We start from the raw sequence: 13,202 nt of genomic DNA on the forward strand, positions 1-13,202 counted from the left end.
CCAGCGTCCCTCACCCGGGGTTCAACCGACGGGAAGGGCTCGCATGGGACTCTCACTCGACGGCCTGGTCTCGGGCCTCGACACCACCAGCCTGATCAAGGCGCTGATGGATGTGCAGGCCATCCCCCGCAATCTGCTCAACTCGAAGATGACCGACAAGGGCGTCATCATCTCGAATCTGCAGTCCCTCAACTCCACGATCCAGGAGCTCGCGACCAAGGCCAAGGACGTCGCCGCACTCGGCGCGCTGGCCCGCTTCACCACGACATCCTCCTCCCCCGCCGTCACCGTGACTGCGGGCGCGAAGGCCAGTGCGGTCGCCACCGACCTCGTCGTCGACCGCATCGCCTCACGGCACACGGTCGTCACCGCCGCGTACTCCGCCTGGCCGGATGACCCGCCCGTGCTGACGCTGCAGAACGCCGCGGGCGAACGGATGCAGATCACCGCCGATTCGACGTCGCCGCAGGATGTCGCCAAGGCGATCTCCGGCGCGGGCTTCGGCATCACCGCCCAGGCCATCGCGGCGGGAACCGACGTAGACGGCAACACCGTCCATCGTCTGCAGCTCACCGCGTCCGAATCCGGCGCTGAAGCGGCCTTCCAGGTTTTCCGCGGCGACATCGCTGCAGTGGACGGCGGCACCGCGACCGACGTGGCGGGCGAAGCCGGCGCGGCGATCGTCAACACCGGAGCCGACGCGCAGATCCGGCTGTGGGCCGGCACCGCGGCTGAGCAGACCGTCACCTCGGCATCCGGGACGTTCACCGACCTCTTCCCCGGTGTCGACCTCACCGTCACCGCGGTCACGGCAGACCCGGTCACCATCACGGTCGCCGGCGACGCACCCGCACAGGCGAAGGCGCACGGCGAGTTCGTCACCGGCATCGCGAAGATCCTGGAGCGCATCGCCAACGGCTCCACCGCGACGATCGCCGACAAGGCCGGCGACACCACCACACTCGGGGTCTTCACCGGTGACAGCACCATCCGGGCACTGCGGCTGGCCCTGTCGGATGCCGTGCAGCATCCGGTCGACGGGGTATCGCCCTCCACCATCGGCGTCTCGATCGACCGTTACGGCGTGCTGACCTTCGACGAGGAGCGCTTCACCGCCGCCCTCGCGGACGACCCCGCAGAGGTGGCGGCGGTCTTCGCCGGCATCGCCACGCGCGTGCAGGGCGTCGCCGAGACCTACTCCGACAAGTACGACGGACTGCTCACCTCGCGCATCAGCGGACAGGAGCGCGAGGTGAACTCGCTGGGCGAGCAGATCGAACGGTGGGACGTGCGGCTCGCGCAGCGCAAGGCCACGCTCGAGCGCACCTACGCCCGCCTGGAGACGCAGCTGGCGCAGCTGCAGTCGCAGTCGTCGTATCTCACCTCGCAACTGGCTTCGCTGCCCACCTCGCAGAAGGACTCGAACTGATGAACGCCGCATTGAAGGCTCAGCAGCGCTATCGCGACGACGCGATCCTGTCGGCTGCTCCGGAGCGCCTGCTGACCATGCTCTACGACCGACTGCTCCTCGACATCGAGCGCGGCGAAGCCGCCCTTCGCCGCGGTGACTGGTCCGAGTCGAGCACGCAGCTGCAGCACGCGCAGTCCATCGTCGCGGAGCTGAACGCGTCGCTGACCGATGCATGGGACGGTGCCGGGCAGCTGCGTGCGGTGTACACGTTCCTCACGCAGACTCTCATCGGGGCGAACATCGGGCGCGACCCCGAGCGCGCACACGCCTGCCTGGAGATCGTCGCACCGCTGCGCGTCGCCTGGCACACGGCATCCGAGTCCCTCGTCGCGCGCCGGGCATGACTCATTCCGGGTGGGAGACGCTGCTCAACCGCTTCGAGCAGGAACTGGACGGCTCCCAGGACGCCGCTCCGTGGCATCCGCCGGCCGAACCGCTGCCCGAATCCCTCGCCGATCGCGCCCGTGCGGTGCTGCGCCGCCAGCAGGAGCACATCGCGATCGTGCGCGCCGAGCAGGATGCCATCGCGCACCAGCTCGTCGCCCTGCGCCGCGTGCCGGACACCAGTGCCGACGTCCCCGCGTTCCTCGACGTCGCCGGCTGATCGCACCGCGCGCCTTACGCGCACGCCGGACATGCCGATAGAGAACCTCGAGCAGGGAACGCTCATCGAGATCGGCCACGGATAGGCCTCACTCCGACGACGGATGGAAGCGGTTCGTGTTCGACTCTGTGACCTTCTCCGCGCTCTCGAGCGCGCTCGATGGCCTGTCTCTGCGCCAGCGCGCCATCGCCGACAACATCGCGAACGTCAACACCCCCGACTACCACGCCAAGCGCGTGCAGTTCGAGCAGGCTCTGGCGGATGCCGTCCAGGCCGGCCACGGCTCGGCCGTCGCCACCGTGGGCGAGTCGCTCGAGCCGACGCGCCTGAACGGCAACAACGTCAACCTCGACACCGAGACGCTCTCCAGCATCGACACGATGCTGCGCTATCAGTTCGCGACCCAGGCGATCAACGGCTCGTTCTCGTCGGTGCGCACGGCCCTGAGGACCACATCATGACCTTCGACGCCATCGGGATCGCCAGCACCGGACTGACCACTCACCGCAAGTGGCTGGACGCGATCAGCGACAACATCGCCAACATCAACACCGCCGTCACCCCGGCAGCGCCCGCCTTCCAGCAGCGCTACGTGCTCGTCGAGAACAGTGCGACCTCCCCCGGGGTGTACGTCGCGGGCACGGAGCTCGGCAGCGACGAGGGACGGCTGGTGCATCAGCCGGATCACCCGCTCGCCGACGCGGACGGCTACGTGCGCTACCCCGACATCGACCTGGGAGACCAGATGAGCCAGCTCATCCTCGCGCAGCGCGGCTACCAGGCCAGCGCGGGCGTGGTCGACCGTGCCCGCAACGCCTACGAGGCGGCCCTGCAGATCGGACGTGGCTGATGGATGCGATCTCCGGGATCGGCGCCCTCTCGTCCGGCCTGCCCGCCGGGCTGGTCGGTGCGACTTCGTCGGTGCGCGGCACCTCCGCCGGCGACGACTCGTCGTTCGCGTCGAGCATCACGGGCGCGGTCGACGAGCTGCGGAGCCTGCAATCCGAGTCCGACCTGCTCAAGGTGGCCGCGGTCACCGGCGATCTCGATGACATCCACGCGTCGATGATCGCCTCGACCCGAGCGGCCGTCACCCTCGAGCTCGTCGCCGCCGTGCGCAACAAGGGCGTCGACGCGTTCACCGAGATCATGCGGATGCAGGCCTGATGCCGCAGGCTGTCTCCTCCCTGTTCCAGCGCGCCCGGCGGACCGTCTCCGGGTTCACCATTGCGCAGCGCACGATCGCGATCATCGGCATCGCGGTGCTCGCCCTGGGCATCGCGGCGTTCGCCAGCTGGGCCGCACGCCCCACCATGACTCCGCTGTTCACGGGTCTGAGCGCGACGGACGCCAGTGCCGTCGTCGAGCAGCTGCGCTCGGCATCCGTCTCCTACGAACTCACCGACGGAGGCACGACCGTGCTCGTGCCCGAGGCGCAGGTCTACGACCAGCGCCTCGCCGCCGCCGCCGCGGGTCTGCCGAGCGACAGCAGCGACGGTTACTCGCTGCTCGATGACCTGGGTGTCACCACGTCGGAGTTCCAGCAGTCCGTCGCCTACAAGCGCGCCATCGAGGGCGAACTCGCGGCGACGATCTCCTCACTGGACGGGGTCTCGGCGGCATCCGTGCGTCTGGCGATCCCCGAGGAGAGCGTGTTCGTCTCGGAGACCGTCGACCCGACCGCCTCGGTGTTCGTGGAGACCGGTCGGTCCTCACTGAATCCGTCGCAGATCGAGGCGATCGTGCACCTCACCTCGGCCGCCGTCAGCGGGCTTAAGCCCGAGAACGTCGCCGTGGTCGATCAGACCGGCCGCACGCTCTCCACGGTGGGCGTCGGCGCCACCGGCGGCGCCGACCGGCAGGCGAGCGACTACGAGGCGCGCGTGGCCGCCAGCGTGCAGCAGCTGCTCGACAAGGTCGTCGGCGTCGGCAACGCGACCGTCACCGTGGTCGCCGACATCGACCGCGCCGCCAACGAGCGACTCGACGAGACCTACACGCCCGTCGAGGGCGGGGTGCCGTCCTCCGAGCACACCCGCACCGAGACCAGCACCGGCGGCAAGAGCAGCGCTGGCGTGCTCGGCCCCGACAACATCGCCGTTCCCTCCGGCGACGGAGACGGCTCGTACGAGGTGACCGACCAGACCCGCAACAACGTCATGAACAAGTCCACCCAGACCACGTCGACCCCGGCCGGCTCGATCACCCGCCAGTCGGTGTCGGTCGCGGTGGATGCCGAGGCGGGCGCGGACATCGGCCCCGGTCCGCTCAACGATCTCGTCGCCGCCGCTGCGGGCATCGATCGGGAGCGCGGAGACGCCCTGACCGTCGAGATGGTCTCGTTCAGTCAGCGCGATGCCGAGGCCGCCACGGCCGCACTGCAGGCATCGAAGGATGCCGCCGCGGCCGAGCAGCAGGCCGAACTCCTGAGGGTCTCGCTGACCGCGGTGGCGATCGCGCTGCCCGTGCTGGCCGTCGTCATCTTCCTGATCGTGCGGATGCGGCGCCGCAGGAGCGCACCGGATGAGTTCGACCGGATGTTCGGCGAGCGCGCACCGTCGGTGGCCGCGTACGCCGGCGCCCTGCCGCTGGAGCAGCAGCCGACCGTCCCGATGTCGATCAGCGCTCCCGCCCCCGTGATGGAACTGGAGATCGAGGAGGAGGAGCCGGCGCAGGTGAGCCTGGAGCGACGCCGCAGCGAGATCGAGGCGCTCAGCCGGCGCGACCCGCAGCGCACCGCCGAGCTGCTGCGCACCATGCTCTCCGATCGGGTGGGCGTGTGACGATGCTGACCGGACGACAGACCGCCGCCGTGGTGCTGATGAACATCGACCGCGCCGCGGCGATCGAGGTCATGAAGCACCTGTCCGAGCCGGAGGCCGAGGCGATCACCGCCGAGATCATCGGCCTGCAGAGCCTCGACGCGGCGACCACCGCCCGGGCCCTGGGCGACTTCCAGCGGATGGCCGCCGGCCACCTGCCTCCGGCGCGAGGCGGTCGCGACATCGCCACCACGCTGCTGGAGGCGTCGTTCGGCGCCGAGCGCGCGGCTGCGGTGCTGGGCCGGGTGGGATCCTCGAACTCGGCGTTCGACTTCCTCAACGCGGCCGACCCCGCGCAGGTGGCGAGCCTGCTCGACGGCGAGCTGCCGCAGACCGCCGCACTCGTGCTGGCGCACCTGCCCACCGACCAGGCAGCCGCAGTGCTGGCCGTGCTGCCCGAGGGCGTCCGCACCGACGTCGCGCACGCGATCGCCGTGATGGGGACCGCGACGCAGGATGCCATCGCGATCGTCGCGGAGTCGCTGAAGGCGCGGACCGGCGTCCTCGCCGCGCGTGATGCGCCGGAGCGCCTGGGAGGCGTCGCTCCCCTGGTGGAGATCATCAACCGTTCGGACGCGTCGATCGAGAAGGCGCTGCTGGAGAGCATCGAGAGCCGCGACCGCACCCTGGCCGACGACATCCGCTCCCGCATGTTCACGTTCGCCGACATCGTGCGCATCGACGACCGCGACGCCCAGCGCGTGCTGCGCGGCGTGGACCTGCGCACGCTGGCGCTGGCGCTGAAGGGCGCCAACGAGGGCATCGCCGAGATCATCCGCCGCAACGTCTCCGAGCGCAACCGCGAGAATCTCGAGTCCGAGTCCCGCGCATTGGGCCCGGTGCGCGTGTCCCAGGTGGAGGAGGCCCGTGCCGAGATCGTGCACATGCTGCGCGGCATGGAGGCCGAGGGGGAGATCTCGGTGCAGCGCAGCGAAGAGGACGAATATGTCTACTGACGCGTTCGCCCCGGCGGTCTACCCTCGGCTGCGCGGTGCGGATGCCGAGAGCGAACGGCGGCTCGCCCGTCAACGCGGCTACGCCGACGGACACGCCGAGGGCTTCCGTGCGGCGATGGCCGAGGCCGCCGAGACGGCGACGCGTGCCGAGGCCGAGCGGGTCGACGCGCAGACCATTGCGCGACTCGAGGTGGCATCCGCCGTCTCGGCTCTCGACGCCGCCGTCGACGCGCTCCGGGTGCGGGCGGAGGAGCTGACTCGGCTGGACGAGCAGCGGATCTCGGCACGCGCGATCGAGTTGGCGGAGACGATCCTCGGCGAAGCGCTCGCCGATCGCGAGCTGTCCGCGACGACCGCCCTGCGCCGTGCCGTTGCCGCCGGGGGCGCCGATCCGGTCGCCGAGGTGCGGATGAGCACCGACGATGTGCGCACCCTGCAGCGCAACGATGCCGTGCCCGCTCACGTCCGCGTGGTCGCCGATGAGTCGCTCTCCGCGGGCGAGTCGCTCGCGATGCTGCGGCACGGCTTCGTCGACGCCCGCATCGGGCAGGCGCTGGATCGCGCCCGGCGCGTGCTGGACGAGGTGTCGTCGTGACCGGCTGGAGTGCTGTTCTCGATGCGGCACGACCCGAGCGTCGTGGCCTGGTCTCGCGGGTGCGCGGCCTGGGCGTCGAGGTGCGCGGGCTGGACGGTGCCGTCGGGGACCTGGTCGAGCTGGCCGACGGCATCGAGGCCGAGGTGGTCGCGACCGGACCGGACGGACTCAGCTGCATGCCGCTGTCGTCGACTGCGGGACTGACCATCGGGATGCCGGTGCGCAGCCTCGGCGGTCCCCTGCGCGTGCCTGTCGGCCGAGGTCTGCTGGGCCGGGTTCTGGATGGACTCGGCCGTCCGATCGACGGCAAGGGCCCCCTGAACGCACCTCGGGTGAGCCTCGCTCATGAACCGCCGTCGGTCCTGGGCCGCGACCGCATCGACACGCAGCTTCCGCTCGGCGTGCGCGTGCTCGACACCATGGTGACCGTGGGACGCGGCCAGCGCGTCGGCCTGTTCGCCGGATCCGGTGTCGGCAAGTCATCGCTGCTGTCGATGGTCGCGCGCGGCACCGCTGCGGATGCCACGGTCATCGCCCTGGTCGGCGAGCGCGGCCGCGAGGTGCGCGAGTTCCTCGAGGACGACCTGGGCCCGGAGGGCCTGGCACGCTCGGTCGTGGTCGTGTCGACCTCGGATCAGCCCGCCATGGCGCGCATCCGAGCCGCGTACACCGCCACCCGCCTCGCCGAGGCGTTCCGCGACGAGGGAGCGCACGCGATCCTCATGATGGACTCGCTCACCCGCGTCGCGATGGCCCAGCGCGAGATCGGACTCTCCGCCGGTGAGCCGCCGGCGACCCGCGGCTATCCACCGTCCACGTTCTCCATCCTGGCGGGACTGCTCGAGCGGGCGGGCACGGGCAGTGGCGGATCAGTCACCGGCATCTACACGGTGCTCGTGGACGGCGACGACCACAATGAGCCGATCGCGGATGCCGTGCGCTCGATCCTCGACGGTCACGTGGTGCTGGATCGCGCGCTGGCGCTGATGGGCCACCATCCGGCCATCGACGTGCTGGGGTCGGTGTCCCGCGTGGCGGGCAAGATCATCACTCCCGAGCACCGCGCGCAGGCCGCTGCACTGCGTGCCGTGCTCGCCGCCCGCCGCTCCGCGAACGACCTGATCGACATCGGCGCCTACCAGTCGGGAGCGAACCCGCGGGTGGATGCGGCGCTGGCGAACGAGCGGTCGATCTCGCGCTTCCTGACCCAGCCGCTGGAGGAGACGAGTGCCGCGGACGAGTCATGGCAGCGGCTGGCCCGGCTGGTCACCGACCTCGGAGGTGTGTCATGAGCCGCCTGTTCTCGCTGGCCGGCCTGCTGCGCGTGCGCTCGATCCAGGAGCGCCAGGCGGCGCAGGAGCTGTCGCGCGCGGTGATCGACGCGAACCAGACCCGCACCAGGGATCGTCATCTGCGCGCGGCGCTCGCGGCGACCGAGTCGGATGCCGTGGACGTGCGCACCCTCGCCTCCCTGGCCGCCGCCCGGGTGGCCGGCCGCAGCATGCTCGCCGACCTGGAATCCCTCTCGGCGCAGCAGCAGGAGGCCGTGGAGTCCGCTCGGATCGCGCACGAAGAAGCCCGACGCGCGGTGCGCGGCCTGGACCGGCTGGCTGTCGCGCACCAGATGCGGATGCGGGTCGAGGATCTGCGCGTCGAGCAGCACGAGCTCGACGAGATCGCCCTGCGGCGCGGAAGCGGAGGTTCGGCATGATGCCTCTCACCCTCGCCCCCGCCGCACCAACGGCGGGCATTCCCGCCCCCGCCCCGCGCGGTGGCGCGACGGCGTCCGCCAGCTTCGCCGACGCGGTCCGCGAGCAGCAGACGCTCAACGCCGACGCCGCCGCGCACGGAAAGCCGGGCGCGGAGCAGGACGCCATCGCGGCGCAGGCCGGGACCATCGCGGCGGAGGAAACGCCCCCCGAAGTCGGGACCACGACCGGCTCGGTCCCGGATGCCGCGCCTCTCCCGCCCGCGGGCCGGGCCGCGGGGCCGGCTACCACCGACACGGCGATCACAGAGGGCCCGACTGCCGAGGATCCGACCGGAGCCGCGGAAAAGCCCTTCGAAACGGCGCCGACGGATGCCGCGGATGCCGCGAGCCCGACGGATCCGACGGCAGACCCGGCAGACCCGGCGCCCTCCCCCGGCGGCACGGCCCCGACCGTCACGCCCGTGCCGCCTGCACCGGCCACGGCCACGGCCACCGCGGCACCTTCCGTCGCCGTCGCCCCGTCCCCGTCCGCGTCCGCCGAATCGTCGGCCTCGTCCTACACGCCGGACCGAGCAGTCACGGCATCCTCCGCTCCCGACGCACCGGCGTCACCCGCACCCGCACCCGCATCCGCATCCGCATCCGCATCCGCATCCGCATCCGCATCGTCGCTCACGACGTCTACGGCACGTCACGCCGTGGACGTCGCCGCGCAGGCCGCACCGACCACGGTGCCCGTCGAGATGGCCGTTCCCGTACAGGCCACCGTCGTCGCCACGAACACCGTGACCGCTCCCGCCGGAACCCCTGCTCCCGCTCCGAGCCCCGCTCCGAGCGCGGGTCTGCTGCCCCAGGTGACGACACCGATCATCGCGCTGGCGCGCTCGGCGGAGGGCCAGCACAGCATCACGCTGACCGTGTCGCCCGAGAACCTCGGACCGGTGACCGTCCGCGCGCACATCGCGGGCGGCAGCATCCGACTCGAACTGCACGCCCCCTCCGACCTGGGCCGCGATGCGCTGCGCACGATCCTCACCGACCTGCGTCGCGACCTCGCCGTGGCAGCACCCGGGGCATCGGTGCACGTCGCCGCCGGCGATGCGTCATCGGCCTCCTCATCGCAATCCCAGGCCCGCTCCGACGGCCAGACCGGCCCCAGCAGCCAGACCGGCACCGGCGCGCAGTCGCAGCGCGACGCGCACGGCCGACCCGCGCCGGAGAAGCGCGGCCCTCAGATCCCCGATGCAGCGCAGACCGCACCCCCCGGCGTCCCCCGCATCGGCTCATCCCTGACCTCGTCGTCGCCCTCGAGCATCGACGTGTACGCCTGACCGAAAGGAGAACGATGACCTCCGTCGAACCCATCGCCGCGACCGGGATGCAGTCCCGCAGCACCGTGCCGCCGAGCACGCAGAAGAAGACCCTCGACTCGGAGGTGTTCCTGAAGCTCCTGGTCACCCAGCTGTCGAACCAGGACCCGAGCTCCCCCATGAACACCAACGAGATGATCGCGCAGACCACGCAGCTCGCCTCGATGGAGCAGCTCACGCAGCTCACGACGATGACGTCGGAGAGCTTCGCGCTGAGCATGCGTCACACTGCCGCCGTCCTGATGGGCCGTGAAGCGCAGTACACCGACGCCGACGGCGTCTCGCAGACGGGCACCGTCACCGCGGTCTCGTTCGCGGGTCCCGTGCCGCTGGTCACCATCGGCGGGAAGCCCGTCCCTCTCGATGCCCTCTCCGGGCTCACCCTCTCCTCCTGATCCTCCCCCTCGCTCGAAAGGCATCTCATGCTCCGCTCTCTCTTCTCCGGCATCTCCGGACTGCGCACGCACCAGACCATGCTCGACGTGACCGGCAACAACATCGCCAACGTCAACACCGTCGGCTTCAAGTCGTCGGCCGTGCAGTTCCAGGACTCGCTGTCTCAGCTCGTCAAGAACTCCACCATGCCGCGGCCGGACGCAGGCGGCTCCAACCCCGCGCAGGTGGGTCTGGGGGTGCAGCTCGCCGGCATCCGCACCAACTTCAGCTCGGGCGCCCCGCAGCCGACCGGTGTGCCCACCGACCTGATGATCGCCGGCGACGGCTTCTTCATGGTGCGGAACGGCGGCGAGACGCTGTACACCCGCAACGGCGGATTCTCCTTCGACGCGGGCGGGCGCCTGACCACCGTCGACGGCTCGCTCGTGCAGGGCTGGACCGCCCAGAACGGCGAGATCGTCGGAGGCCAGGCCATCGGCGACATCACCCTGCCCGTGGGCGCGGTCGTTCCGGCCGTCGCCACCACGAGTGCGGATGCCACGGGCAACCTGCCCGCCGAGACCGCCGTCGGCGAGCAGCTGATCCGCGACATCGAGGTGTACGCGGCCGACGGTTCCACCTCCACTCTGCGCCTGACCTTCACCCGCACCGCCGGGGGATGGAACGTGGCCGACCAGGCCGGCACCAGCACCGCGCTGACCTTCACCGACGGCAGGCAGACCGGCACTTCGTCGATCGTTTCGGGCGGCATCGCCGTCGACCTGTCGTCGCTGACCGGCTTCAGCGACGTCAGCACGCTCGTGCTCGCCGGTCAGGACGGACGGCCCGCCGGCACTCTCTCGTCGTACGCGCTCACCGAGGACGGCAGCCTGATGGGCACGTTCAGCAACGGCGAGTCGAAGGTTCTCGCGCGTCTCTCGCTGGCGGCGTTCACGAACCCGGGCGGACTGGAGAAGTCCGGCTCCTCGCAGTTCCGTCCGACGGCGAACTCCGGTGCGGCCACGGTCGGACAGGCGGGCCAGGACGGGCTCGGCGGCATCATCAGCGGTGCGCTGGAGATGTCGAACGTCGACCTGTCGCAGGAGTTCACCAATCTGATCGTCGCGCAGCGAGGCTTCCAGGCGAACGCGCGCATCATCACCACGAGCGACGAGGTGCTTCAGGAGCTGACGAACCTGAAGCGCTGACCCTGACCGAGCCCGTCTATATGGCGCGAACCGCCCCGTTTCACTCCGATCCGGGGCAGTTTGCGCCATATAGACGGGTGGTGAACTTACTTGGCAGTCGGCACTGCCGACAGTCAGAGACGACGGACCAGGATGGGCCGTCGCCGTCTCCCTCATCGGAGGCCGATCTTCCAGGATGGAGCTCATGATCGTCGTCACGCGCCTGAACCTCACACGGTTCGCGGTGAACCCCGACCTGATCGAACGGGTGCAGGCCTCGCCTGACACCACGATCATCATGGTCGACGGCGCGCGTTTCGTCGTCCAGGAGAGCATGGAAGAGCTGATCGCGCAGATCACCGACTTCCGCGCGCGCGTGCTGCACTCGGCCCTGCGGATGTCGTCCTCGGCGGCGGACGGGGGCATCTGATGGACATCGCACTCATCCTCGGACTCGTCCTCGCGTTCGGCGCCCTCCTCGCGATGATCGACATGGAGGGCGCGTCGATCACGGCCCTGCTGCTGCCTGCACCGATGGTGCTCGTCTTCGGCGCCACGATCGCCGTCGGCATCGCCAGCGGCACCCTGCGCGACTTCCTGACCGCCGCCGCCGCCCTTCCCCGGGCATTCCGGGGCCAGCGCGGGTCCACGCAGAGCGTGATCGACACGATCGTCTCCTACGCCGACAAGGCCCGCACCGAGGGCCTGCTGTCCCTGGAGCAGGGCGTCGCCGACGAGAAGGATCCGGTCATGCGGCAGGCGCTGCAGAGCATCGCCGATGGTGTGGATGCCGAGGACCTGCGCATCCTCTTGGAGGACGCCATCGCCTCCGCCGCCGCCGGTGGTCGGGCCGCATCGCGTTTCTACATGACCCTCGGCGGGTTCGCGCCCACCATCGGCATCATCGGCACCGTCGTCTCGCTGACCCACGTGCTCGAGCAGCTGGACAAGCCCGAGACCCTGGGTCCGATGATCGCGACCGCCTTCGTCGCCACACTGTGGGGCCTGCTGTCCGCGAACTTCATCTGGCTGCCGATCGGCGGGCGCCTGCAGCGCCTGGGCGAGCTGGAGCTGGAGCGCATGACCGTCGTCATGGAGGGGATGCTGGCCGTGCAGTCCGGCGCGACCCCCGCCTTCGTGCAGGAGCGGCTGAACGCCCTCGTCTCCGACGCCGGATCCACGAAGAGCAGGAGCCGCAGGGCGGGGAAGGGCGCCGAGCAGGTCTCCGACGCGTCGGAGACCGCGTCATGAGCGTCCGCCGACGACGACGCCTCGCGCCCGAGGGGCACAGCGGCCCTGACGAGCGGTGGATGGCGTCGTACCTCGACATGATCACCGTGCTGATGTGCATGTTCATCGTGCTGTTCTCGATGTCGAGCATCGACATGAAGAAGTTCGAAGCGCTCAGCGCCTCGCTGGCCACCGGCTTCGGCCAGACGCAGACGGACAAGGCCGATGTCTCTCAGGGCGTCGTCGTTCCGGCGGAACTGGTCGACGAGAAGGGTGAGGGCTTCGCCGCCATCGAGCTCAGCGCGGCCCAGAGGGAGCTCGACGACCTCTCCGCCCTGCGCGACCGCATCCGGGCCGCCCTTCGCCAGCAGGGGCTCGCCGACACCGCCACGTTCACGATCGACGACCGCGGGTTGACCATCAGTCTGGTCAGCGCCGAGACGTTCTTCGCGACGAACAGCACGACGCTGTCGCGCCTCGCCGTCAACATCCTCGACGCACTGGGGGCCGTGCTCGCCGGCATCCCGAACGAGATCTCCGTCGAGGGGCACGCCGACACCCGCCAGTCCGCCGCCCCCTTCGCCACCAACTGGGAGCTGTCCGCCGGCCGCGCCACCCAGGTGCTGCGCCATCTCGTGGAGGCGTGCGGGATCGACCCCGGGGCGATCAAATCGGTCGGCTACGGCGACGCCAGACCGGTCGCCGACGGCACCAGCACCGAGGCTCTGGCGCAGAACAGACGCGTCGATGTGGTCGTTCTCTCGGATGCCGATGAGGAGGTGCGCCAGCTGCTGCCTGCCCTGCAGGCGAAAACGCCTTCCCGCTGATTCAGCGAACTGCTTACACCCGCGGACTGTCGCCCGATAGTCCGGGGCGTGGTG

Annotated in this window: 17 protein-coding genes; all 17 read left to right on the plus strand. The window is 70.5% G+C overall.

Annotation, left to right across the window (positions count from 1 at the left end; genetic code table 11):
- Window positions 1-43 precede the first annotated feature (43 nt).
- The 17 genes from fliD (at window position 44) to QF046_RS06940 (ending at window position 13,148) form a co-directional block, all read left to right on the plus strand.
- Window positions 44-1,429, plus strand: coding sequence for a flagellar filament capping protein FliD (fliD, locus tag QF046_RS06860; RefSeq protein ID WP_307367556.1), 1,386 nt, complete (start codon window positions 44-46; stop codon window positions 1,427-1,429).
- Complete coding sequence (fliS, locus tag QF046_RS06865; RefSeq protein WP_307367558.1) at window positions 1,429-1,815, plus strand: flagellar export chaperone FliS; 387 nt, start codon at window positions 1,429-1,431, stop codon at window positions 1,813-1,815. Before fliD ends, fliS begins: the two co-directional genes overlap by 1 nt.
- Window positions 1,812-2,075, plus strand: a complete 264-nt coding sequence (locus QF046_RS06870) for a hypothetical protein (protein ID WP_307367560.1) — start codon at window positions 1,812-1,814, stop codon at window positions 2,073-2,075. Before fliS ends, QF046_RS06870 begins: the two co-directional genes overlap by 4 nt.
- A 116-nt stretch (window positions 2,076-2,191) precedes the next feature.
- Entirely contained in the window at window positions 2,192-2,536 is a 345-nt protein-coding gene (locus QF046_RS06875; RefSeq protein WP_307367562.1) for a flagellar basal body protein, read from the plus strand.
- Entirely contained in the window at window positions 2,533-2,925 is a 393-nt protein-coding gene (locus tag QF046_RS06880) for a flagellar basal body rod protein FlgC (RefSeq protein WP_307367564.1), read from the plus strand. The genes QF046_RS06875 and QF046_RS06880 overlap by 4 nt, the downstream gene beginning before the upstream one ends.
- On the plus strand, window positions 2,925-3,242 hold the full coding sequence (fliE, locus tag QF046_RS06885; protein WP_307367566.1) for a flagellar hook-basal body complex protein FliE: 318 nt from the start codon (window positions 2,925-2,927) through the stop codon (window positions 3,240-3,242). Before QF046_RS06880 ends, fliE begins: the two co-directional genes overlap by 1 nt.
- The gene (gene fliF / locus QF046_RS06890) at window positions 3,242-4,858 is read left to right on the plus strand and encodes a flagellar basal-body MS-ring/collar protein FliF (protein ID WP_307367569.1); all 1,617 of its coding nucleotides are present in this window, start codon (window positions 3,242-3,244) and stop codon (window positions 4,856-4,858) included. Before fliE ends, fliF begins: the two co-directional genes overlap by 1 nt.
- Window positions 4,855-5,853, plus strand: a complete 999-nt coding sequence (gene fliG / locus QF046_RS06895) for a flagellar motor switch protein FliG (RefSeq protein WP_307367571.1) — start codon at window positions 4,855-4,857, stop codon at window positions 5,851-5,853. Before fliF ends, fliG begins: the two co-directional genes overlap by 4 nt.
- Entirely contained in the window at window positions 5,843-6,448 is a 606-nt protein-coding gene (locus tag QF046_RS06900) for a FliH/SctL family protein (RefSeq protein WP_307367573.1), read from the plus strand. Before fliG ends, QF046_RS06900 begins: the two co-directional genes overlap by 11 nt.
- Window positions 6,445-7,740, plus strand: coding sequence for a FliI/YscN family ATPase (locus QF046_RS06905; protein WP_307367574.1), 1,296 nt, complete (start codon window positions 6,445-6,447; stop codon window positions 7,738-7,740). Before QF046_RS06900 ends, QF046_RS06905 begins: the two co-directional genes overlap by 4 nt.
- Window positions 7,737-8,159, plus strand: coding sequence for a hypothetical protein (locus QF046_RS06910; RefSeq protein ID WP_307367576.1), 423 nt, complete (start codon window positions 7,737-7,739; stop codon window positions 8,157-8,159). Before QF046_RS06905 ends, QF046_RS06910 begins: the two co-directional genes overlap by 4 nt.
- Window positions 8,156-9,490: a flagellar hook-length control protein FliK gene (locus QF046_RS06915; RefSeq protein ID WP_307367579.1), complete on the plus strand. Its 1,335-nt coding sequence runs from the start codon at window positions 8,156-8,158 to the stop codon at window positions 9,488-9,490. The genes QF046_RS06910 and QF046_RS06915 overlap by 4 nt, the downstream gene beginning before the upstream one ends.
- Window positions 9,491-9,504: 14 nt before the next feature.
- Window positions 9,505-9,924 carry a flagellar hook capping FlgD N-terminal domain-containing protein gene (locus QF046_RS06920; protein ID WP_307367581.1) on the plus strand — a complete coding sequence of 140 codons (420 nt, stop codon included), beginning with the start codon at window positions 9,505-9,507 and terminating at the stop codon, window positions 9,922-9,924.
- Window positions 9,925-9,951: 27 nt separating this feature from the next.
- Window positions 9,952-11,112 carry a flagellar hook protein FlgE gene (locus tag QF046_RS06925; protein ID WP_307367584.1) on the plus strand — a complete coding sequence of 387 codons (1,161 nt, stop codon included), beginning with the start codon at window positions 9,952-9,954 and terminating at the stop codon, window positions 11,110-11,112.
- A gap of 184 nt (window positions 11,113-11,296) precedes the next feature.
- Window positions 11,297-11,521 carry a flagellar FlbD family protein gene (locus tag QF046_RS06930; RefSeq protein WP_307367586.1) on the plus strand — a complete coding sequence of 75 codons (225 nt, stop codon included), beginning with the start codon at window positions 11,297-11,299 and terminating at the stop codon, window positions 11,519-11,521.
- Window positions 11,521-12,342, plus strand: a complete 822-nt coding sequence (locus QF046_RS06935; RefSeq protein WP_307367588.1) for a motility protein A — start codon at window positions 11,521-11,523, stop codon at window positions 12,340-12,342. The genes QF046_RS06930 and QF046_RS06935 overlap by 1 nt, the downstream gene beginning before the upstream one ends.
- Entirely contained in the window at window positions 12,339-13,148 is an 810-nt protein-coding gene (locus tag QF046_RS06940) for a flagellar motor protein MotB (protein ID WP_307367590.1), read from the plus strand. Before QF046_RS06935 ends, QF046_RS06940 begins: the two co-directional genes overlap by 4 nt.
- The last annotated feature ends 54 nt before the right edge of the window (window positions 13,149-13,202 follow it).

It is taken from the genome of Microbacterium sp. W4I4 (assembly GCF_030816235.1).
GTDB lineage: Bacteria > Actinomycetota > Actinomycetes > Actinomycetales > Microbacteriaceae > Microbacterium.

What these genes read in the sequence shown, in the direction of transcription:
- QF046_RS06910 (WP_307367576.1), top strand. Translation starts at nt 7,737, where the DNA reads ATGAGCCGCCTGTTCTCGCTGGCCGGCCTGCTGCGCGTGCGCTCGATC.
- QF046_RS06940 (WP_307367590.1), top strand. Translation starts at nt 12,339, where the DNA reads ATGAGCGTCCGCCGACGACGACGCCTCGCGCCCGAGGGGCACAGCGGC.
- QF046_RS06915 (WP_307367579.1), top strand. Translation starts at nt 8,156, where the DNA reads ATGATGCCTCTCACCCTCGCCCCCGCCGCACCAACGGCGGGCATTCCC.
- QF046_RS06925 (WP_307367584.1), top strand. Translation starts at nt 9,952, where the DNA reads ATGCTCCGCTCTCTCTTCTCCGGCATCTCCGGACTGCGCACGCACCAG.
- QF046_RS06930 (WP_307367586.1), top strand. Translation starts at nt 11,297, where the DNA reads ATGATCGTCGTCACGCGCCTGAACCTCACACGGTTCGCGGTGAACCCC.
- QF046_RS06920 (WP_307367581.1), top strand. Translation starts at nt 9,505, where the DNA reads ATGACCTCCGTCGAACCCATCGCCGCGACCGGGATGCAGTCCCGCAGC.
- QF046_RS06870 (WP_307367560.1), top strand. Translation starts at nt 1,812, where the DNA reads ATGACTCATTCCGGGTGGGAGACGCTGCTCAACCGCTTCGAGCAGGAA.
- fliD (WP_307367556.1), top strand. Translation starts at nt 44, where the DNA reads ATGGGACTCTCACTCGACGGCCTGGTCTCGGGCCTCGACACCACCAGC.
- QF046_RS06935 (WP_307367588.1), top strand. Translation starts at nt 11,521, where the DNA reads ATGGACATCGCACTCATCCTCGGACTCGTCCTCGCGTTCGGCGCCCTC.
- fliF (WP_307367569.1), top strand. Translation starts at nt 3,242, where the DNA reads ATGCCGCAGGCTGTCTCCTCCCTGTTCCAGCGCGCCCGGCGGACCGTC.
- fliE (WP_307367566.1), top strand. Translation starts at nt 2,925, where the DNA reads ATGGATGCGATCTCCGGGATCGGCGCCCTCTCGTCCGGCCTGCCCGCC.
- QF046_RS06900 (WP_307367573.1), top strand. Translation starts at nt 5,843, where the DNA reads ATGTCTACTGACGCGTTCGCCCCGGCGGTCTACCCTCGGCTGCGCGGT.
- fliS (WP_307367558.1), top strand. Translation starts at nt 1,429, where the DNA reads ATGAACGCCGCATTGAAGGCTCAGCAGCGCTATCGCGACGACGCGATC.
- QF046_RS06880 (WP_307367564.1), top strand. Translation starts at nt 2,533, where the DNA reads ATGACCTTCGACGCCATCGGGATCGCCAGCACCGGACTGACCACTCAC.